Genomic DNA, 20,729 nt, shown 5'->3' with positions numbered 1-20,729 from the left:
ACCGACCAATTCAGGTGACCCGATCTTATGCCTATCTATTCGCTTGCCATATTCGCCATCTCGAACCTGCAGGCCGCGCCGGGATCGACGGCGATCGCCCCGAACGAGACGAGCGGTCTGCCCCAGGTCGGCGATACGTTCACCGTGGGCAACGGCACCCCCCAGACCATTCAGATCGACGACGACAACGCGCTCTTTCAGGACGGATCGAGCTTGCCGCAATTCATCGTGGATCCGCTGACAATCGATGGTCAGACCTTCGCTGCGGGCTCTCAGATCCAGAACGAATTCGTTCTGAGCACGAATTTCAACGGCGTCGAAATCATCGCCGTGCGCATCCGCGACGCGGTGACGGGCACTCAGACGACCATCGGCTACACCGTGACGGGGCCGATCCCGCCCGGAACGCAGGTCACCATCTCGCAGACGCGCGACGGCAGTCCCTCTGGCGACATTCCCTATACCGGCGTGATCTGCTTTTGCGAAGGCACGCTCATCACTGCGCGCCGGGGCCTCGTTCCGATCGAAGAGCTGGAGATCGGAGAGGACGTGCTGACGCTCGATCACGGCTTTCGCCCGATCCGGTGGATCGGCAGCCGCCATCTGAGCGCGCGGGATCTTGCGGCACACCCCCGCCTTTTGCCCGTGCGCGTCGCCGCCGGGGCCTTGGGCAAGGGTATCCCCGAAGAGGATTTGACGGTCAGCCCGCAGCATCGTTTGCTTCTGCGCTCCAAGATCGCGCAGACGATGTTCGGCACGCGCGAGGTTCTGGTGCCGGCGATCAAGCTGTGCGCGCTCGACGGGATCGAACAGATCGGCCACGCGGGCGGCGTCTCCTATTGGCACGTCATGCTCGACATTCACGAGATCATCTTCGCCAACTGCGCCCCGGCCGAGAGCCTTTTTGCCGGCCCCGAAGCCCTGAAATCCGTGCTGCCCGGCCAGTTGCGCGAGATCGAGGAGCTCTTTCCAGAGGCGACCCGCCCCGGCTTCGCGGTCGAGCCGGCGCGCGTCATTCCGCGCAAGGGCAGGCTGATGAAGCAGCTCGTGCGCCGTCATGCCAAGCATCAAAGGCCGCTCATCACCTGAGCGCGCCGCGTCAGTCCATCGCCCCGAGGATGCGCGCGAGGTTGCTGAACCGCGCGATCAGCGAGAAGACGGCGATGTTGACGGCAAGGAACAGCACGGCGATGGAGGCGATCACCGGCGTGTAGCCATAGCGCAGCGCGTTGAAGATCTTGACCGGCAGCGTCTCGACGGTGAAGCCCACCGTCATCAGCGCGATGATGTACTCATTGAGGCTGAGCACGAAGCAGAAGGCGAAGCCCGCGAGCGCGAAGGGCGCGGCGATGGGCGCGATCACCGTACGGAACACCGTCCAGCTCGAGGCGCCCATCGTCTGCGCCGCCTCTATCAGCGCCTTGTCGATGCTCTCGAGCCCGAGCGAGATGGTGACGAGCGGCAGGGCCAGCAGGAAGATCGCATGGGCGATGATGACGTTGATCATTAGGCCGTTCACGCCGACACTCGAGAAGAAGATGAGAAACGCCAGCGCCATGATGACCGGCGGCAGGATGAAGGGCGCGATGCCGAGCGCGAAAAGCGCGCGGGCGTAGCGCAGCCCATGGCGCCACGCCATATAGGCCACCGGCAGCGCGATGGCCGTCGCCAGCAGCGCCGAGAGCGCCGCGATGGTCAGAGAGTTGACGAGCGCGCCGAACCAGTCCGCCTCGCCGAAGATCGCCGCATACCAGCGCAGCGAGAAGCCGCGCGGCGGGAAGGCGAGAAACTTCTGCGCATTGAACGACACCGCCGTGATGACGATGATCGGCCCGATCAGGAAGAGCGCGAAGGCCGCCATGTAGGCGCGGCGCAGGATTGTGCCGATCATGCGTCGCTCCTCCGGCCGAGCCACGATACGGCGGCGATCACGCTGGCGCTGAGCGCCAGAAGGACCACCGCCAGCGCCGAGGCGAAGGGCATGTTGAAGTTGAAGATCGCCTGATCGGTGATGAGCACCGAAAGCGTCCAGTGCTGCGGCGCGCCCAGCACCTGCGGCACGATGATCGCCCCGAGCGTGAGCACGAAGACCGTGACGCAGCCCGAGATGATGGCCTGCCGCGTGACCGGAATGACGACCGTGAAGAAGGTGCGCAGCGGCGAGGCGCCGAGCGTGCGCGCGGCCTCGAGAAGGCTGCGATCCATGCGGCTGAGCGCCGGAAAGAGAAGCAGCACCGAGAAGGGAATGGTCAGATACACGAGCGCCGCCACGACCGCGCCCGCCGAGGGCGTCATCGAGAAGCTCTGCTCGACCACGCCCAGCCACGCGAGGATGTTGCCGATGCCCGAGGTGCGCGACAGAAGGATCTGCCAGCTGAACGCGATCAGCACTTCGGAAAGCGACAGCTGCGCGAGGATGTAGATCAGCCACAGGTCCTGCGCCTTGCGTTTGAAGGTCGTCAGGAAATAGGTGAAGGGAAACGCGACGGCCATGCTGATGGCCGCGATCAGCGCGCAGAGCCCGGCGGAGAACAGCGCGCGCTCGATGTAGAACCACGTCGCGAACCGCTCGAAATGCTGTAAATCGAAGCCCAGCACGAAATCCGCCTCGTCCGAGGGGCTGGCGACGCTGACGGCGAGGATCAGGGCGAAGGGGATCGCGAAGAAGATGCCGATCATCACCGAGGAGGGGACGAGGGCCAGATAGGGAGCGATGCCGGTTCTGCGCATCATCGCCTCACGGCGCGAGGACGCTGCACGCGTCCTTCGGCATTTCGATATGGACGTCCTGCCCGATTTCGACCTCGGGCCAATCCTTGGGCGTCAGCACCGAAATCACCTCATGCCCGTCGCAATCGCAGAGGATCTCGATGGTGGCGCCGATATCGCGCACGAAGGTGACGCGGCCCGTGACGGCATTGGCGGGCCGCTCGGCGCTGGCGGGGCGCACGAATACCTCCTCGGGGCGGGTCATCAGCACCACCTCGTCGCCCTTGGCGAAGCCGTGCGCGTTGGTGCCGATGCCGAGCGCGGTGCCGTTCACCTCGGCGGTCGCGTCGCCGGTCATCCGCGCGGGCAGCAGGTTGGACGTGCCGATGAAATCCGCGACGAAGCGGTCCACGGGTTTCTTGTAGATGTCCATCGGGCTGCCCGATTGCAGAACGCGGGCCTTGCCCATGACGACGATCGTGTCGGCCATCGTCATCGCCTCGGTCTGGTCGTGCGTGACGACCACCGTCGTGATCCCGAGCTCCTGTTGCAGCTTGCGCAGCTCGATCTGCATGGCCTCGCGCAGGTTGGCGTCGAGCGCCGACATCGGCTCGTCCAGAAGAAAGACCTGCGGATTGAGCGCGAGGGCGCGGGCGATGGCGACGCGCTGGCGCTGGCCGCCGGAAAGCTGGCTGATGCGGCGATCCGCCATCTCGGGCAGGTGCATCATGTCCAGAAGCTCGCGCGCACGGTCTTCGCGTTCGGAGCGCGAATGGCCGCGAATGCGCATGGAATAGGTGATGTTCTCGCCCACCGTCAGATGCGGGAAGAGGGCGAAGGACTGAAAGACCATGCCGATCTCGCGCTGGTGCACCGGCACGCGGGTCATGTCGCGCCCGCCCATCGTGATGCTGCCGCTCGTCGGCTCTTCGAGCCCCGCGATCATGCGCAAAAGCGTTGTCTTGCCGCAGCCCGACGGGCCGAGAAAGCAGACCATCTCGCCATCCTTGAAGGCAAGGTTCACGTCCTCGACCGCAGTGACATGGCCGAATTTCTTGGTGACGCCGGAGATGGTGAGGCCGCTCATTCAGGTATCCTTGGGTGCGTCGGCCCGCCCCGTGGAGGGGGCGGGCCGGAGTGTCATGGGTCAGCCCGCGATCATCTGATTCCAGCGGTCCGAGATGAAGGCGCCATGCTCGCCATACATCTCGTAGCGCGGGATGATGGGCGCGATGTCGCTCGACACGGCGGCAAGCTCCTCGGCGCCGAGGTCGGTCAGCTCGGGCTTGACCACGGGCGACGTGCCCACCTTGCGCGCCAGCGTCGCCTGCGTTTCGGGCTTGGACATGTAGTTGATGAAGGCCGCGATCTCGTCATCGGCTTCGGCGTATTCCGGTACGATCCAGTATCCGCTGTCGAGAATGCCGCCCTCTTTCGGGAAGGTCGAGACAACGGGGAAGCCCTCGGCGGCGGCGAGGCCCGCGACATCGTGGTAATACTGGCCCATCGGGATCTCGCCCTGCTGCAGCGCCTGCTGGAAGCTGCCCTCGTCCTTGTACCAAAGGCGCACATTCGGCACGACCTCGGACAGCTTGGCGAAGACCTCCTCGATGCCTTCCTTGGTCGCCAGGATGTCGGTGCCGCCGAAATAGGTGGTGGCCGTGACTTCCAGAAGGAAAGAGTTGGTGGCGAGGCCCAGAAGGCCGATCTGGTTCTTGTACTGCTCGTCCCAGAGGGCCGCCCAGCTTTCGGGCGCTTCGGGGATCACGTCCGAGTTGGTGCAAAGCGTGATGTACCAGGACACGCCGCCCACGCCGTAGAGGCCGCCATCGTCATAGCGATCCTTGAAAGTGTCGGTAAGGTTGGAAAGGTTCGGGATCTGGCTTTCGTCGATCGCCTTGAAGACCTTCTGCTTGGCCCCCTCGCGGCGCGGCGTGCCGGCCATCAGCGACACATCGGCGGGCGCGGTCTTGGCGCGGGCCGCGTTCTTGATCTGCACGAGCCATGTCTCGCCCGTGGGCACGGCGATGGACTCGACCTCGATGCCCGTCTCCTCGGTGAAGCCGGGGAAGATATGCTCCTTGAAGCTGTCCTCGAAAAAGCCGCCATAGGTGCCGACGCGCAGGGGCGCGCCTTGCGCCCGCAGGATCGAGGGTGCGGCCAGCGTGGCCGCCCCAGTGGCGGCGGCGGTGCCGAGGAAACGGCGGCGCGTGAAAGTGCTCTTCATGTCATTGTTCTCCCTTGGTTGATCTTGGCCTTCTACGCCCATGTTTTTGGCAGGACGCAGAGCATTTCGTAAAGCAGGTTCGCGCCCAGCATCGCGGTCGCGCCCGTCGTGTCGTATTGCGGCGAGACCTCGACGAGATCGCCGCCGACGAGATTGAGCCCCTTGCAGCCGCGCACGATCTCGAGCGCCTGGATCGTCGTGAGGCCGCCGATCTCCATCGTGCCCGTGCCGGGCGCGATGGAGGGGTCGAGACTGTCGATATCATAGGTCAGATAGCAGGGCGTATCGCCGATCCTGGCGCGGATATCCTGCATCAGCGGCGCCAGCGACTTGTGCCAGCACTCCTCGGCGGGAATGACGGTGAAGCCCTGCTGCCGGCCCCAGTCGAAATCGCCCGGCTCGTATCCGGTGCCGCGCAGGCCGATCTGGAACACCTTGTCGTTCTGCAAAAGCCCGTCCTCGACCGCGCGGCGGAAGGGCGTGCCGTGGGCGATCTTCTCGCCGAACATGAGATCGTTGGTGTCCGCATGCGCATCGACGTGAATGAGCGCGACCGGCCCGTGTTTCTTCGCGATGGCGCGCAGGACGGGATAGCTGAGCGTATGATCCCCGCCCAGCGTCAGCGGCACGACGTCATGTTTCAGGATCTCGTCATAGGCGGCGGTGATGATGTCGACCGTCTTCTTCAGATCGAAGGTGTTGATCGCCACGTCGCCGATATCGGCCACCTGCATCTTGGCGAAGGGGCCGGCGCCGGTCGCCATGTTGTAGGGTCGCATCATGCCGCTCTCGGCGCGGATGGCGCGCGGGCCATGGCGCGTGCCGGTACGGTTCGACGTGCCGATATCCATCGGGATGCCGACGAAGCAGGCATCGAGCCCTTCGGCCGTGTCCTGGCTCGGCAGGCGCATCATCGTGGGCACGCCGCCGAAGCGCGGCATGTCGTTGCCGCCCAGCGGTTGGTTGAATTTCGGTGCGGCGCCGTCGCTCATCGGTGATTCCCCTGTCCACTTGAGACCTTAGCAGTCATGCAGCCTAGGGCGCGTGCCGAGGCGTTGAAAATATGATTGCGCAAAAGCGATCATTGAGCTCGGCAAATGTAAAGCGGTCAGGCATGGCATTCGGCAAGGATCCGCATGAAGAGCGTGTTGACCTGCGGCACCTGCCCCGAGCGGGTCAGCATCTGCATCGGGCAGGTGTAATCCTCGGCGGTGTAACCGAGGCGGCGCAGGCGTCCGGCGGCGACATGGGCCTCGGCCATGTGGATCGGCAGAAGGCCGATATAGGCGCCGCTGAGGATGAGGATGAGCTGGGCCTCGATCTCGTCCGCGAAACGGTCGAGATCGGTGGGGTTTACCGCCTTGCGCCGCTGCCGGCTCCAATAGCCGCGATGCACCCACGGCACGGCGGTGATCTCGGCGTCGGCGATGTCTGCATCGGCCCGCGCGAAAAAGGGATGCGCGGCCGCGCAATAGAGCGCGTGGTCCTCGCGATAAAGATCCGTGGTGCGCAAGCCACTGAGGACATTGTCGAAACTGCCGATGCCGATATGGATCGCGCCATCCAGAACGCCGTTCAGGATATCTTGCGGGCGCGCGATCCCAAGCTCGATCCGCACGGCGGGCGCGGCCTCGGTAAACCGGGCGATGGCCTCGGGCAGCCTGAAATTCGGGTCCGTGCACACGCTGTCGAGCACGGCGATCCTGAGCCGGCCGACGAGATTGCCCTTGAGCGCGGCGAGGTGTCCTGAATGCATGTCGAGCGTGCCGAGCAGCGTCTTGGCGATCTCGTGCACCATCTGGCCCTTTTCCGTCACCAGAAAACCGCGCCGCCCACGTTGGCAGAGCGTCACCCCTAGCCGCTGCTCGAGCGCTGTGATGTGGTTCGAGATGGTGGGCTGGCTGAGCCCTAGCTCGACCTGCGCGGCGGAGAAGCCGCCATTGCGCACGACAGCGTCGAAAACGCTGAGAAGGTGGATGTCCGAGCCGGTGATCTGCATGACGCATTGAGATGCGGAAATGTATTTCTTTGCAACAGCGTATTTCAGTCGCCGCCCCTCGCGCCTAGTCTGATCCGCGAACCCGACCCGCAAGGAGTGCTTTTGATGTCCGACACCCTGCCGCTTACGATGAAGGCCGCGATCTGTCCGGCGCCCGGAGCGCCGCTCGAGATGCGCGAGGTCGCGGTGCCGACACCCGGCCCGGGTCAGGTGCTGGTCAAGCTCGAGACCTGCGGCGTGTGCCATTCGGACCTGCATCTGCGCGAGGGGCAGGAGGATCTTCCGCCAAGCTTCTATCCGCTCATCCTCGGCCATGAAGGCATCGGGCGCGTCGTCGCCCACGGCCCGAACGTGGGCCGCGCGCCCGCCATCGGCACGCGCATCGGATTGCCGTGGATCTTCGACACCTGCCTCGCGTGCAAGCCCTGCCGCACCGGGCACGAGGTGCTTTGCCCCGAAAATACGGCGCGCGGCGTGCAGAAGCACGGCGCTTTCGCCGAATATGCGCTCTGCTCCGCGGATTTCGCGATCGAGATCCCCGAGGCGATCGACCCGCTCAAGGGCGCGCCGCTTCTGTGCGCGGGCCTCACCGCATGGTCCGCGCTGCGCAAGGCTCGCATCGAGGCGGGCAGCAACGTGCTGATCCTCGGCGCGGGCGGTCTCGGGCAATACGCGATCCTCATCGCCAAGGCGCGCGGCGCGCGCGTCATGGTCATCGACCGCGACCCGGCCAAGCTGAAGACCGCCCGCGGCCTCGGCGCGGAAGTGACGATCGAGGCCGGAGACGATGCGGGCGCGCAAATCAAGGAGGCGGGCGGCGCCGACGTGGTGCTGAACTTCGCGCCGAGCCCGGCGGTCTGGGACACGGTCGAGGCGGCGGTGAACCCGATGGCCGATATCGTCGCCATCGCGATGGTGCACGAGCCTGTGCCGCTCTCGATGATGTGGCTGCTCGATGGCGGGCACCGTGTCTTCGGCTCCTCGGTCGGCAGCCGTCAGGAATTGGCCGATTTCCTCGGCTTCGCCGCGGCACACCCCCTGCCGGTGGATGTGGAGGCGATTTCCTTCGGCGAGGTGGACGCGGCGCTCGACCGGCTCAAGTCCGGCGAGGTGACGGGCCGGCTCTGCATCGACTTCGCCAAATGAGGAAAGGCTTCGCATGACACGCATCGCCGTTTTCCAGATGTCCGCCGCGATCGACCCCGCCGTGCGCACGGCGCGCGTGATCGAAGCCATGAAAGAGGCCGCCGAGGGCGGCGCGCGCCTCGTGATCGCGCCCGAGCTGGCGCTGTCGGGGTATGGGCGCGGGCCGGTTCTGGCGCAGGAGGCGCAGCGCCCCGATGGCGCCTGGGCGCGCGCGCTGGGCGCGGCGGCGGCGCGGCATGACATCAGCGTCATCGCGGGCTTTCCCGAGGATGCGGGCGGCACGCGCCATATCAGCGCGCTCATGATCGACCGCGCCGCGCCCGATGCGGCGCATGTCTATCGCAAGGGGTGCCTTTACGGCGATTACGAGCGCGGCATCTTCACCGCCGCCGGCCCCTCGACCGTGATCGTGCCGATGGAGGGGCTGAACGTGGGCTGCCTCATCTGCTACGATGTCGAGTTTCCGGAGAACGTGCGCCGTCTCGCGCTCGCGGGGGCCGATCTGGTGGCCGTGCCCACCGCCTTGCCGAAGGGCGCCCCGGCCGAGTTCATCGCGCGCCACACCATCCGCGCGCGCGCCTTCGAAAGCCAGGTCTTCGTGGCCTATGCCGACAATGCCGATGCCGACGAAGGCTTCGTCTATCAGGGCCTGTCGTCCATCGCCGCACCTGACGGCGCCGTGCTGGCAGAGGCGGGCGAGAGCGGCGACGCGCTGATCTTCGCCGATATCGACACCGCCGCCTTCGGTCCGTCGCGCGAGGCCAATCCGTATCTGGAGGACGCGGCGCGGCAAGGTCTGGTATAAAGCCCCGAACGCACAACGCAGGAGACGATCATGGAGCCCATCAAGACCGAAGACCGCCGCGTCGCCAATATCCGCGAGGCCACCTTCACGCCCATCGAGACGGACGGCAAGCCCGATGGCGAGGTGCTGCAACTCAACACCGCCAAGCCGCTCGGCGCGGGCTTTTATGTCTACCGCATGCCGCCGGGCCATACGACCGTCGCGCATCGCCACAAGGGCGACGAGGAATTCCTGATCCTCGAGGGCGATCTGATGGACAATGATGGCACGGAATACGGTCCCGGCGATCTGGTATGGCTGCGCGACGGGACCGAGCATCACTCGACCACGCGCAACGGCTGCCTCATCGCGGTCTTCGCCGAGATGCCCGAGGATTTCCCGAGCTAGCCAGGCAACCCGGCCCGGGCGGCGTTTTCGCGCCTTGCAATAAGGGCCGCCGGGCCATAGGTTCCGCGCAAATTCTGCGGGGGCGGCCCCGCTTTCATCTAGGAGACTCCCCATGGAAGGCGGTTCCGCGTTCGCGCAATTCGTTCCCCTGATTCTGATCTTCGCGATCATGTATTTCCTGCTCATCCGTCCGCAGCAGAAGAAGCTGAAGGCGCATCGCGCCATGGTCGAGGCGCTGCGCCGCGGCGACGAGGTGGTCACGCAGGGCGGGCTGATCGGCAAGGTCTCCAAGGTCAAGGACAATGACGAACTGGAGGTCGAGCTTGCCCAGGGCGTCAAGGTGCGGGTCGTGAAATCGACCATCGCGCAGGTCGTCTCCAAGACCGAACCGGCCGAGGGCGCGGCCAAGGGCTGATCGCGGCCCTGCCGACACCACCGCCAGCACACGCATAAAAGGCGCCGACATGCTTCAGATCGATCTGTGGAAACGTTTTTTCATCTGGGGCCTCGTCGCCTTGGGTATCTTTCTGGCGCTGCCGAATGCCTTCTACGACCGGGTCGAGCGGCATAACGACGCCGTTCAGGCGGTCGAGCGCGGCACCGATCCGGCGCAGGTCGCCGAGGCGCTGGACGACTGGCCCGACTGGATGCCGAGCGGTCTGGTCAATCTTGGTCTCGATCTGCGCGGCGGTGCGCATCTTCTGGCCGAAGTGCAGGTCGAGGATGTCTATCAGTCCCGCATCGAGGCCATGTGGCCCGCCGTGCGCGATCTTCTGCGCGAGCATCGCGACGAGATCGGCACGATCCGCCTCGAGCCGACAGATGGCCCCGAACTCGTCGTGCGGCTCAACGAGCGGCCCGAGGAGGCCGAGCGCGCCGCGGCCCTCGTGCGTACTCTGGCGACGCCCGTCGCCAGCCTGACCGCCGCAGGCTCGGACGACATCGCCGTCACCACGCGCGACGGCGCCATCGTCGTGCGCCTGTCGGAGGCCGAGCAGAGCGCCACGGACGAGCGCACCGTGCGCCAGGCGCTCGAGATCATCCGCCGCCGCATCGACGAGGTCGGCACGCGCGAGCCGACGATCCAGCGTCAGGGCAGCGACCGCATCCTGATCCAGGTGCCCGGCATCGGCAGCGCGACCGAACTCAAGGACATCATCGGCACCACCGCGCAATTGACGTTCCAGCCCGTCGTCGGCCGCGCCTCCTCGGCGAACGAGAGCGCGGGCGCAGGCAACGAAGTCGTGCCCTCGCTGAACGAGGAGGGCGTCTTCTACGTGCTCGAGCGCGCGCCTGTCGTCACCGGCGACGAGCTTGTCGATGCGCAGCCCGATTTCGACCAGAACGGGCGTCCCGCCGTCTCCTTCCGCTTCAACCCCACCGGCGCGCGCGCCTTCGGCGATTACACGGCGGCCAATATCGGCAGCCCCTTCGCCATCGTTCTCGACAACGAGGTCATCAGCGCACCGACGATCCAGAGCCATATTCCCGGCGGCTCCGGCATCATCACCGGCAATTTCTCGGTCGAAGAGAGCACCAATCTCGCGGTCCTACTGCGCGCGGGTGCGCTGCCTGCAGGGCTCGAATTCCTCGAAGAACGCACCATCGGCCCCGAGCTGGGCGCCGACAGCATCGAGGCGGGTCAGATCGCCTGCATCGTCGGCTTCGCGCTGGTGCTCGTCTTCATGTTCGCGAGCTACGGTCTTTTCGGCCTCTTCGCCAATATCGCGCTGCTCATCAACATCGCGCTCATGTTCGGCCTGCTGAGCCTTGTCGGCGCCACGCTGACCCTGCCGGGCATCGCGGGTATCGTGCTGACCATCGGCATGGCCGTGGACGCCAACGTGCTGATCTTCGAGCGGATCCGAGAGGAGATGAAGACCGCGAAAGGTGCCGCGCGCGCGATCGAATTGGGCTACGAGAAGGCGCTGAGCGCCATCGTGGACGCCAACATCACCACGCTCATCACCGCCGTGATCCTCTTCGCAATGGGCTCGGGTCCGGTGCGCGGCTTCGCCATCACGCTCGGTCTCGGCATCATCACCTCGGTCTTCACGGCGATCTTCGTCACACGCCTCATCGCCGTCATGTGGTTCGAGCGCAAGCGCCCCAAGACGGTGCTTCAGGGCCGTGCGCTGCGCATGGTGAAAGCCGAGACCAACGTGAATTTCCTTGGTCGCTGGAAGATGTCCCTCGGGCTTTCGGCGCTTTTCATCGTGGTCGCTCTCGGCTCTTTCCTGCTGCAGGGCCTCAATTTCGGCATCGACTTCCGGGGCGGCACGACGATCCGCACCCAGAGCGAGCAGCCGGTGAACATCGCCGAATATCGCGGCGCGATGCAGACGCTCGATCTGGGCGATATCAGCATCACCGAGGTGTTCGATCCCACCTTCGGCCCCGATCAGAACGTCTCGATGATCCGCATCCAGGCGCAGGACGGCGCCGAGGCGGTGACGCCCGAGACCATCGCCGCCGTCGAAGGCGCGCTTCAGGAGGCGGTGCCCGACATCACCTTCACCTCCGTCGAGAGCGTGGGCCCGAAAGTTTCCGGCGAGTTGATCCAGACGGCGGCCATCGCGGTGCTCCTGGCCATCGGGGCGGTGCTGGTCTACATCTGGCTACGCTTCGAATGGCAATTCGCGCTCGGGGCGGTGGTGGCCCTCGTCCATGACGTCATCCTCACCATCGGCGTCTTCTCGGAGTTGCAGCTCCAGTTCGATCTGGCGACCATCGCGGCGCTGCTGACCATCGTGGGCTATTCGCTCAACGACACGGTGATCGTCTTCGACCGCGTCCGCGAGAACCTGCGAAAATACAAGTCGCGGCCGCTTCTCGAGGTGCTGAACCTGTCGATCAACGAAACGCTCAGCCGGACCATCGTGACCTCCTTCACCACGATGCTGGCGCTGCTGGCGCTCTATTTCCTCGGCGGCGACGTGATCCGCGGCTTCGTCTTCGCCATGATGTGGGGCATCGTCGTCGGCACCTACAGCTCGATCTTCGTCGCGGCGGTGATCCTGATGTGGCTGGGCGTCAAGCGGGACTGGTCCAAGCCAGACGCCAATTCCGGCAATCAGTTCGCGAATGTCGATGCTTGACGCGCTCGCCCCGGCCATTGCCGGGGCGATGGCGCATCCCGGCTTCTGGTGGCTGGCGGTCACGTTGGCGGCGGCCGGGATCGTGCGCGGGTTCACCGGCTTCGGCTCGGCGCTGATCTTCGTGCCTGTCGCGGGCATCTTCCTGCCGCCCGTCCACGTCATCGCCATCATCGCGCTGGTCGAGATCGCCAGCATCGGCGCGCTGGTGCCGCGCGCGTGGGCGCATGCCGACAAGGGGCAGGTGGCGCTTCTGGTGCTGGCCGCGCTGCCGACCGTCCCGATGGGCCTCTGGATCATGGATCTGCTGGACGCCACCATCGTGCGCTGGATCGTCGCGGTCTTCGCGGGCGGCACGTTGCTCGCGCTCGTTTCCGGCTGGCATTATTCGGGCCGCACGACGCTTTGGGTCGTGATCGCCATCGGCGCCGTCGCGGGCCTTTTGGGCGGGATGACGGGCCTCACTGGGCCGGTCGTGGTGCTCTTTTACCTCGCGGGCGGGCGCGTCGCGCAGACGGTGCGCGCCAACACGATCCTGTTCCTCGGCGCGATGGACGTGGTGATCGTCGCCAACCTCATGCTGCGCGGCTTCACCGACATGTCGATTCTTTGGCTGGCCGCGCTGCTCTCGGTGCCCTACTTTGTGGGCATGCTGGCGGGGCAGGCGTTGTTCAATCCCGCGCAGGAGGCGCTCTATCGCCGCGCCGCGCTGACGGTCATTGGCTTCGCGGTGCTGGCGGGCCTGCCGATCTGGCAATGAGCGTTTGGCAAGAAGGAGAGCCGCAATGCAGCTGAACGAAGTCACCTTCGCCGAGGCCACCCCGATCGACGGCTATGGCCCCGGTTTCTTCCGGGTCGGCGGGCAGGTCATGCGCGGCGCCGTGATCGTCACCGAGACCGGCGCCCGCGGCTGGGAGGGTCTCGGCGATGCGCAGCCGCTCCTCGCGCTGCTGGGCGAGGTGGACGTCATCTTCATCGGCACCGGCCCCGAGATCGCGCATATCCCCGAGGATCTGCGCCGCCCGCTCGAAGACGCCGGGATCGGCGTCGAGACCATGAGCTCGCCCGCCGCCTGCCGCACCTACAACGTGCTGTTGTCCGAGGGGCGCCGCGTCGCGGCCGCCGTGCTGCCGGTCTGACCGCGCCGCGTCCGCTTCCTTCGCCGCACGCGATGCGCTAAGCCTGCGCGCATGTTGCTGACTGCCCATAACCTGAGCGTCACGCGCGGCGGCATCGCCGTGCTGGAGGGCGTCTCGCTGGCCCTCGCGCCGGGCCGCGCGCTTGTCCTGCGCGGGCCGAACGGCGCGGGCAAGACGACGCTTCTGCGCACGCTGGCGGGACTTCAGCCGCCGCTCGCGGGCAGTATCGAGGCAGAGGAAGGCGGGCTGGTCTATGCGGGCCATGCCGACGGCATCAAGAGCGCGCTGAGCGTGCGCGAGAACCTCGCCTTCTGGGCCGCGATCTTCGCGGGGGGCGATGTCGCGTCCGCGCTCGCCGCCTATGCGCTGGAGCCGCTGGCCGAGCGGCCCGCCGCCGCGCTCTCGGCGGGGCAGAAACGGCGCTTGGGCCTCGCGCGGCTCATCGTGGCGCGCCGGCCCGTCTGGCTCCTGGACGAGCCGACGGTCTCGCTCGACCGGGATGCGACGGCCATGTTCGCCGCCGCCCTGCGGGCGCATCTGGCGGGCGGCGGCGCGGCCATCGTCGCCACGCATATCGAGCTCGGGCTGGACGAGGCGGAGACGCTCGATGTCGGTCCCTACAAGGCGCGCGCGGCGGCGCTCGATGATTTCGACGAGGCGTTCCTGTGATCGCGCTCCTCATGCGCGATCTGCGGCTTGCGGTGCGGGCAGGGGGCGGCTTCGGCCTCGGCCTCGCTTTCTTCCTGATCGTCGTCACGCTCGTGCCTTTCGCGGTCGGCCCGCGCGGTGATCTGCATTCCGTCATCGCGCCGGGCATTCTGTGGCTCGGCGCGCTTCTCGCCTGCCTTTTGTCGCTCGACCGGATCTTCGCGCTCGATCACGAGGACGGCTCGCTCGATCTTCTGGCCACGGCGCCGCTGCCGCTCGAGGCGCTGACGGCGGTGAAGGCGCTGGCGCATTGGCTGACCACGGGCCTGCCGCTCGTCCTCGCCGCGCCGGTGCTGGCCGTGCTGCTGAGCCTTCCGGGCGAGGGCTATCTGCCGCTCACCCTGTCGCTCGCGCTCGGCACGCCTGCATTGAGCGTGATCGGCACGTTCGGCGCGGCGCTGACCGTGGGAATTCGTCGCGGCGGATTGCTTCTGTCGCTCTTGGTGCTGCCGCTCTACGTGCCTACATTGATTTTCGGAGCCGAGGCCGCGCGGCGCGGCGCGGAGGGGCAGGACTACGCCATGCCGCTCTTGATGCTCGCGGGCATCACCTGCGGCACCATCGCGCTCTTGCCCTTCGCCTCGGCTGCGGTAGTAAGGGTCAACCTGCGCTAGAGTTTTACGTGAAGGACGCTTGAATGGCCTCGCTTTGGGAATATGCGAACCCGCGCAAGTTCATCGCCACCTCGGATCGCGTCCTGCCGTGGATCGGAGGCGTCGCGCTGGTCTCGTTGCTGGTGGGGCTGGTCTGGGGGTTTTTCTTCACGCCCGAGGATTACCGGCAGGGCGCCAGCGTCAAGATCATCTACCTGCATGTGCCCTCCGCGCTCATGGCGATCAACGCATGGCTCATGATGCTCGTCGCGTCGCTGATCTGGATCGTGCGGCGCCATCACGTGAGCGCGCTGGCCGCCCGCGCGGCGGCGCCGGTGGGCGCGGTGATGACGGTGATCGCGCTGGTGACGGGCGCGCTCTGGGGGCAGCCGATCTGGGGGACGTGGTGGGTCTGGGATCCGCGCCTCACCTCTTTCCTGATCCTTTTCCTCTTCTATCTGGGCTATATCGCGCTCTGGTCCGCGATCGAGAATGACGACACGGCGGCCGATCTCACCTCGGTTCTCTGCCTCGTCGGCTCGGTCTTCGCGCTCCTCAGCCGCTACGCCGTGCTCTTCTGGAACCAGGGATTGCACCAGGGCGCGTCGCTCAGCCTCGACAAGGAGGAGAACGTGGCGGATGTCTTCTACTTCCCGCTGCTGGTCTGCATCGCGGGCTTCGTCCTCCTGGTGATCGCGCTGATCCTTCTGCGCACCCAAACAGAAATCCGCGCGCGCCGGATGCGCGCGCTGATGGCCCGCGAAAGGATGGGACAATGATGCCCGAGCTCGGCAAATACGCTTTCGCCGTTCTCGCCTCCTACGGCGTGACGCTGGCTCTGATAGCTGCGATCTCGGCGCTCAGCCTCGCGCGAGCGCGCCGCATGCGCCGACAGCTCGAGACGCTGGAGCAAAGGATGCGCGGCAATGGCTAGAATATCGCCCCTGATGATCGCGCCCCCCGCGCTTTTCGCCGGCCTTGCCCTGCTCTTCTATGTCGGCATGCAGCGCGAGAACCCGGACGATCTGCGCTCGGTCTTCATCGGGCGGCCCGCGCCCTCGGTGCCGGAGGAGGGTTTGGACGGGCGCGCCCTTCTGACCGACGCGGACCTGCGCAGCGGTGAGGTGACCATCGTCAATTTCTGGGCGAGCTGGTGCCCGCCCTGCCGTGCCGAGCATCCCAAGCTGAAGGAGCTGGACGCGTCGGGCCTGCGCGTCGCCGGCATCAATTTCAAGGACGAGGCGTCGCAGGCGCAGAAATATCTGGACGAGGACGGCGATCCCTTCTTCGCGCTCGGGTTCGATCCCAAGGGCCAGACGGCGATTGACTGGGGCGTCACCGCCCCGCCCGAAACCTTCATCGTGGACGGCGACGGCACGGTTCTCTTCCGCTATGCCGGACCGCTGATCGGCAGCGATTACGAGCAGCGGTTCAAGCCCGCGCTCGAAGAGGCGCTGGCCGGTCAGTAGGCACGGGCCCGCGCGGTCAGATGAAGGTCAGGCCGAGCGCGATGATGACGCCCGACAGCACGAGGTGGATCATGCAGAAGCCCATGATGTCCTTCGCGCGCAGACCCGCGATCCCGAGGATCGGCAGCGCCCAGAAGGGCTGCACCATGTTCGTCCACGCATCTCCCCACGCGACCGCCATCGACACGCGGGCAAGGTCCGTGCCCAAGGCCTCGGCCGCCGGCAGGATCACCGGCGCCTGAACCGCCCACTGGCCGCCGCCCGACGGCACGAAGAAGTTGACGATGCCCGCCGAGATGAAGGCCCAGAAGGGCAGCGTCACGTCGCTGGCAAAGCCCACGAGCCCTTCGGAGATGCTGGCCGCGAGGCCCGATTGCACCATGATCGCCATGATCCCCGCGTAGAACGGGAACTGGATCACGATGCCCGCGCCGCCCTTGACGCCTTCCGTGAGCGCATCGAGCAGGTTGCGCGGGTTGCCGTGCAGCAGGATCGCCAGCGTCAGGAAGAGGAAGTTGATGACGTTGAGCGACAGCCCGCCACCGGTGGCGAAATACTGGATCAGCCAGGCCGCGCCCGCAGCGCCGATCAGCATCGACAGCGCCGGGCTGCGCTCGAGCCATTCGGCGGGAGTGCTGGCCTCCTCGCCCCGCGCCTTGCCCTCGTCGAGGAGCGCGGGATCGACATAGACGCTCTCCGCCTCGCTCGGCATCATGGCGCGGTTGATGAGCGGCACGGCGATGAAGAGCGCGGCGACGATCGCGAGATTGAAGGGCGAGAAGATCGTCTCGGAGGTTGGGATGATGCCGGTGATGTCCGCGAAGGGATGATCCTCGGTCGCGATCGAGAGCGGGATCGAGCCCGCGAGGCCGCCATGCCAGACGATGAAGCCCGAATAGGCCGAGGCCACCAGAAGGCGGTAATCCACCTTGATCGTGCGCGCGAGCTCCTTGGCGAAAAGCGCACCGACCACGAGGCCGAAGCCCCAGTTGATCCACGACGCGACGAGCGAGACGATGCTGACCAGAAGGATCGCGCCGCCCGCGCTCCCGGCGAGGGACGCGAGCGCCGAAAGGCCCCTCCGCACCAGCGGCGTCGAGGCCATCATGTAGCCCGTCACGAGCACGAGAAGCATCTGCATCGAGAACGAGAGGAGCGACCAGAACCCATCGCCCCACATCGTCACCACCTCGAGCGGTCCGGTCCCTTGGCCCAATACGGCGGCGAGACCGGCGATGAGGGTCAGCACCACGACGAAGACGAAGGGATCCGGAAGATAGCGGTCGACCAGACGCACCATCGGTTGCGAGATGGCATGCAGCATGATGAAGTCTCCTCCCGTTCAGCCAATCCCCAACGCGCGGCGCGCGGCTGAGGTTGCACTCAGGCGAGGGATTTCATCCGGGGGTTGGCCGGCAGGGGAAAGGCCCCAAGGCGCGGCGCCCATCCCGGCGGCAAGGGCCGGATATGAAAACGGCCCCGCGATGGGGGCCGTTTCGTAGCTCGATCAGGGGCGCGTCAGGCCGACTTGGCCAGATCGCGCAGAACGTAGTTCAGAACGCCGCCATTCTCGACATATTCGATCTCGATGGCCGTATCGATCCGGCATTTCAGCGTGATCTCCTTCACGCTGCCATCCTCCATCGTGATGGTGCACGGCACTTCGGCCTGCGGCTTGAGAGTGTCGAGACCCTTGATCGATACGCTCTCCTTGCCGGTCAGGCCCAGCGACTTGCGGGTGTCGCCATTCATGAACTCGAAGGGAATGACGCCCATGCCCACGAGGTTCGAGCGGTGGATGCGCTCGAAATCCTCGGCGATGACGGCCTTGACGCCCAGAAGGGCCGTGCCTTTGGCCGCCCAGTCGCGGCTCGAGCCCGCGCCGTATTGCTCGCCCGCGAAGATCACCAGCGGCGTGTCATTCTCCTGATAGGCCATCGCGGCGTCGAAGATCGACATCTGCTCGCCGTCCGGCCCGAGCGTGTAGCCGCCCTCGACATTGTCCAGCATCTCGTTGCGGATGCGGATGTTGGCGAAGGTGCCGCGCATCATCACCTCGTGATTGCCGCGCCGCGAGCCGTAGGAGTTGAACTCGCGCACAGGCACCTGACGCTCGCGCAGATACTGGCCGGCAGGCGTCGATTCCTTGAAGCTGCCCGCGGGGCTGATGTGATCGGTCGTGACCATGTCGCCCAGAAGCGCCAGAACGCGCGCGTTCTCGATATTCGAGATGCTGCCCGGATCCTTGGACATGCCCTGGAAATAGGGCGGGTTCTGCACGTAGGTGGATTGCGCGGGCCAGTCATAGGTCTCGCCCTCGGAGGTCTCGACCTCCTGCCACTTCTCGTCGCCCTTGAAGACATCGGCGTATTTCGACTGGAACGCCTCGCGCGTCACCGTCGCCTCGACCAGCTCCGCGATCTCGGCCTGCGTCGGCCACAGATCCTTGAGATAGACGTCCTTGCCATCCTTGTCCTTGCCGAGCGATGCGGTGGTGATATCGACATTCATGTCGCCGACCAGCGCATAGGCCACGACTAGGGGCGGCGAGGCGAGGTAGTTGGCGCGCACATCGGGGCTGATGCGCCCCTCGAAATTGCGATTGCCCGACAGCACCGACACGCCGATCAGGTCGTTGTCGTTGATGCATTTGCTGATCTCGGGATCAAGCGGGCCGGAGTTGCCGATGCAGGTGGTGCAGCCGTATCCGACGAGGTTGAAGCCGATCTTGTCCAGATCCTCCTGAAGGCCCGCCGCCTCGAGATAATGCGAGACGACCTGGCTGCCCGGCGCGAGCGACGTCTTGACCCACGGCTTGCGGGTCAGTCCGCGCTCGGCGGCCTTGCGCGCGACGAGGCCCGCGCCGATCATGACATATGGGTTCGACGTGTTGGTGCAGGAGGTGATCGAGGCGATCACGATCGAGCCGTCATGGAGCTGATAGCCGTCACCCTCGGTCACGAAACCGCGCTTGTGATTGCCCTCGTCGCCCGGAATGGCCGTCGGCTCGGGCTGGCCGCCCTCGGCCTCCCAGCGCCCTTCGGCATTCGCGCTGCCGTCCTTGGCGCTGCGCTGGCCCTCGATATACTTGTGAAATTCCTTCGCGGCCTTGTCGAGCGCGATGTAGTCCTGCGGGCGCTTGGGGCCCGAGATCGCGGGCACGATGGTGCCCATGTCGAGATGCAGCGTGTCGCTGTAGACTGGCGCGTAATCCGGCCCGCGCCACATGCCGTTCTCCTTGGCGTAGGCCTCGACCAGCGCGATGCGGTCCTTGTCGCGGCCGGTCTGGGTGAGATAACGGAGCGTCTCGTCGTCGATCGGGAAGAAGCCGCAGGTCGCGCCGTATTCCGGCGCCATATTGGCGATGGTCGCGCGATCCGCGAGCGGCAGGTGATCGAGACCCTCGCCGTAGAATTCGACGAATTTGCTGACCACGCCGCGCTCGCGCAGCATCTCGACGACCTTCAGCACGAGGTCGGTGCCCGTCGTGCCTTCCATCATCTTGCCGGTCAGCTCGAAGCCGACGACCTCGGGGATGAGCATGGAGATGGGCTGGCCGAGCATCGCCGCCTCGGCCTCGATCCCGCCGACGCCCCAACCCAGCACGGCCGCGCCGTTGACCATCGTGGTGTGGCTGTCGGTGCCGACGAGCGTGTCGGGATACGCGACTTCCTCGCCGTTCTGGTCGGTGTCGGTCCAGACGGTCTGCGCGAGATATTCGAGGTTGACCTGATGGCAGATGCCGGTGCCGGGGGGCACGACGCGGAAATTGTTGAACGCGCCCTGACCCCATTTCAGGAACTGGTAGCGCTCCATGTTGCGCTCGTATTCGCGGTCGACATTCATCTGGAAGGCGCGCGGGTTACCGAACTCGTCGATCATGACCGAGTGGTCGATGACCAGATCGACCGGGTTCAGCGGGTTGATCTGCTGCGCCTTGCCGCCGAGCGCCACGATCCCGTCGCGCATCGCGGCGAGGTCCACCACGGCGGGCACGCCGGTGAAATCCTGCATCAGGACGCGCGCCGGGCGATAGGCGATCTCGCGCGGGTTCTTGCCGCCTTTCGTCGCCCATTCCGAGAATGCCTTGATGTCGTCCTGCGTGACGGTCTTGCCGTCCTCGAAGCGCAGCATGTTCTCCAGCACGACCTTGAGCGCCGCCGGCAGCTTGCTGAAATCGCCGAGACCGGCCTCTTCGGCGGCCTTGATCGAGTAATAGGCGACAGTCTGGTCGCCGGATTTCAGCGTTTTGCGGGTCTTGGCGGAGTCGTGTCCCACGTTGATTGGCATCGGGCTATCCTTTCGGGTCATCGAAACGGTTGTCGCACGAGGGCCTCGGCCCGCGCGGCTCGGGAAATTCTTGGCTCCTGTCGCGTATCTGCGGCGCGAGCGGGCCGGACCGAACGGAACGCGCGATGCGCGCCTTTCGTTGCATCCCGGCCCCGGTCGGCG

21 protein-coding genes are annotated in these 20,729 nt (G+C 66.1%); 13 read left to right on the top strand and 8 right to left on the bottom strand.

What is annotated here, in order from left to right; all coding sequences use genetic code 11:
• Positions 1–27 precede the first annotated feature (27 nt).
• Positions 28–1,089: a Hint domain-containing protein gene (locus ACGRVM_RS15340; protein ID WP_377173063.1), complete on the top strand. Its 1,062-nt coding sequence runs from the start codon at positions 28–30 to the stop codon at positions 1,087–1,089.
• 10 nt (positions 1,090–1,099) lie between these two features.
• Here ACGRVM_RS15340 and ACGRVM_RS15335 read toward each other — a convergent pair whose 3' ends face one another.
• From ACGRVM_RS15335 to ACGRVM_RS15310, 6 genes are all read right to left on the bottom strand, one after another.
• Positions 1,100–1,891, bottom strand: a complete 792-nt coding sequence (locus tag ACGRVM_RS15335) for an ABC transporter permease (protein WP_377173061.1) — start codon at positions 1,889–1,891, stop codon at positions 1,100–1,102.
• Positions 1,888–2,733 (bottom strand): ABC transporter permease, encoded by an 846-nt coding sequence (locus ACGRVM_RS15330; RefSeq protein ID WP_377173060.1) that lies wholly within the window; start codon positions 2,731–2,733, stop codon positions 1,888–1,890. The genes ACGRVM_RS15335 and ACGRVM_RS15330 overlap by 4 nt, the downstream gene beginning before the upstream one ends.
• A gap of 4 nt (positions 2,734–2,737) precedes the next feature.
• Complete coding sequence (locus ACGRVM_RS15325) at positions 2,738–3,796, bottom strand: ABC transporter ATP-binding protein (RefSeq protein ID WP_377173058.1); 1,059 nt, start codon at positions 3,794–3,796, stop codon at positions 2,738–2,740.
• Between the two features lie 60 nt (positions 3,797–3,856).
• Positions 3,857–4,936: an ABC transporter substrate-binding protein gene (locus tag ACGRVM_RS15320; RefSeq protein WP_377173057.1), complete on the bottom strand. Its 1,080-nt coding sequence runs from the start codon at positions 4,934–4,936 to the stop codon at positions 3,857–3,859.
• Positions 4,937–4,968: 32 nt separating this feature from the next.
• Positions 4,969–5,928: an agmatinase gene (gene speB, locus ACGRVM_RS15315; protein ID WP_377173056.1), complete on the bottom strand. Its 960-nt coding sequence runs from the start codon at positions 5,926–5,928 to the stop codon at positions 4,969–4,971.
• A gap of 116 nt (positions 5,929–6,044) precedes the next feature.
• Positions 6,045–6,935: a LysR family transcriptional regulator gene (locus ACGRVM_RS15310; protein WP_377173054.1), complete on the bottom strand. Its 891-nt coding sequence runs from the start codon at positions 6,933–6,935 to the stop codon at positions 6,045–6,047.
• A gap of 105 nt (positions 6,936–7,040) precedes the next feature.
• Here ACGRVM_RS15310 and ACGRVM_RS15305 point away from each other — a divergent pair, with 105 nt between their 5' ends.
• From ACGRVM_RS15305 to ACGRVM_RS15250, 12 genes are all read left to right on the top strand, one after another.
• A complete protein-coding gene (locus ACGRVM_RS15305; protein ID WP_377173051.1) occupies positions 7,041–8,081 on the top strand; it encodes an alcohol dehydrogenase catalytic domain-containing protein in 1,041 nt (346 codons plus the stop codon).
• A gap of 13 nt (positions 8,082–8,094) precedes the next feature.
• A complete protein-coding gene (locus tag ACGRVM_RS15300) occupies positions 8,095–8,886 on the top strand; it encodes a nitrilase-related carbon-nitrogen hydrolase (RefSeq protein WP_377173049.1) in 792 nt (263 codons plus the stop codon).
• A 30-nt stretch (positions 8,887–8,916) separates the two neighbouring features.
• Positions 8,917–9,273 (top strand): cupin domain-containing protein, encoded by a 357-nt coding sequence (locus ACGRVM_RS15295; RefSeq protein WP_377173046.1) that lies wholly within the window; start codon positions 8,917–8,919, stop codon positions 9,271–9,273.
• A gap of 112 nt (positions 9,274–9,385) precedes the next feature.
• Entirely contained in the window at positions 9,386–9,688 is a 303-nt protein-coding gene (yajC, locus tag ACGRVM_RS15290) for a preprotein translocase subunit YajC (protein ID WP_377173044.1), read from the top strand.
• 49 nt (positions 9,689–9,737) lie between these two features.
• A complete protein-coding gene (secD, locus tag ACGRVM_RS15285; protein ID WP_377173042.1) occupies positions 9,738–12,371 on the top strand; it encodes a protein translocase subunit SecD in 2,634 nt (877 codons plus the stop codon).
• Positions 12,358–13,128 carry a sulfite exporter TauE/SafE family protein gene (locus tag ACGRVM_RS15280; RefSeq protein WP_377173040.1) on the top strand — a complete coding sequence of 257 codons (771 nt, stop codon included), beginning with the start codon at positions 12,358–12,360 and terminating at the stop codon, positions 13,126–13,128. The genes secD and ACGRVM_RS15280 overlap by 14 nt, the downstream gene beginning before the upstream one ends.
• Before the next feature lie 25 nt (positions 13,129–13,153).
• Positions 13,154–13,507, top strand: coding sequence for an Mth938-like domain-containing protein (locus ACGRVM_RS15275; RefSeq protein WP_377173038.1), 354 nt, complete (start codon positions 13,154–13,156; stop codon positions 13,505–13,507).
• Positions 13,508–13,558: 51 nt separating this feature from the next.
• A complete protein-coding gene (gene ccmA, locus ACGRVM_RS15270) occupies positions 13,559–14,176 on the top strand; it encodes a heme ABC exporter ATP-binding protein CcmA (RefSeq protein ID WP_377173037.1) in 618 nt (205 codons plus the stop codon).
• Positions 14,173–14,829 (top strand): heme exporter protein CcmB, encoded by a 657-nt coding sequence (ccmB, locus tag ACGRVM_RS15265; RefSeq protein ID WP_377173035.1) that lies wholly within the window; start codon positions 14,173–14,175, stop codon positions 14,827–14,829. Before ccmA ends, ccmB begins: the two co-directional genes overlap by 4 nt.
• A gap of 23 nt (positions 14,830–14,852) precedes the next feature.
• Positions 14,853–15,587: a heme ABC transporter permease gene (locus ACGRVM_RS15260; protein ID WP_377173034.1), complete on the top strand. Its 735-nt coding sequence runs from the start codon at positions 14,853–14,855 to the stop codon at positions 15,585–15,587.
• Positions 15,584–15,742, top strand: a complete 159-nt coding sequence (gene ccmD / locus ACGRVM_RS15255) for a heme exporter protein CcmD (protein ID WP_377173033.1) — start codon at positions 15,584–15,586, stop codon at positions 15,740–15,742. The genes ACGRVM_RS15260 and ccmD overlap by 4 nt, the downstream gene beginning before the upstream one ends.
• Entirely contained in the window at positions 15,735–16,277 is a 543-nt protein-coding gene (locus tag ACGRVM_RS15250) for a DsbE family thiol:disulfide interchange protein (protein WP_377173032.1), read from the top strand. Before ccmD ends, ACGRVM_RS15250 begins: the two co-directional genes overlap by 8 nt.
• A gap of 16 nt (positions 16,278–16,293) precedes the next feature.
• Here ACGRVM_RS15250 and ACGRVM_RS15245 read toward each other — a convergent pair whose 3' ends face one another.
• Both ACGRVM_RS15245 and acnA read right to left on the bottom strand, forming a co-directional pair.
• A complete protein-coding gene (locus tag ACGRVM_RS15245; protein ID WP_377173031.1) occupies positions 16,294–17,601 on the bottom strand; it encodes a short-chain fatty acid transporter in 1,308 nt (435 codons plus the stop codon).
• 194 nt (positions 17,602–17,795) lie between these two features.
• Complete coding sequence (gene acnA / locus ACGRVM_RS15240; RefSeq protein ID WP_377173030.1) at positions 17,796–20,567, bottom strand: aconitate hydratase AcnA; 2,772 nt, start codon at positions 20,565–20,567, stop codon at positions 17,796–17,798.
• Positions 20,568–20,729: the final 162 nt, after the last annotated feature.

Source organism: Roseovarius aquimarinus (genome assembly GCF_043661195.1).
Taxonomy (GTDB): Bacteria; Pseudomonadota; Alphaproteobacteria; order Rhodobacterales; family Rhodobacteraceae; genus Roseovarius; species Roseovarius aquimarinus.
The sequence above is the reverse complement of the archived record's forward strand: the minus strand, read 5'-3'. Positions and strand labels throughout refer to the sequence as shown.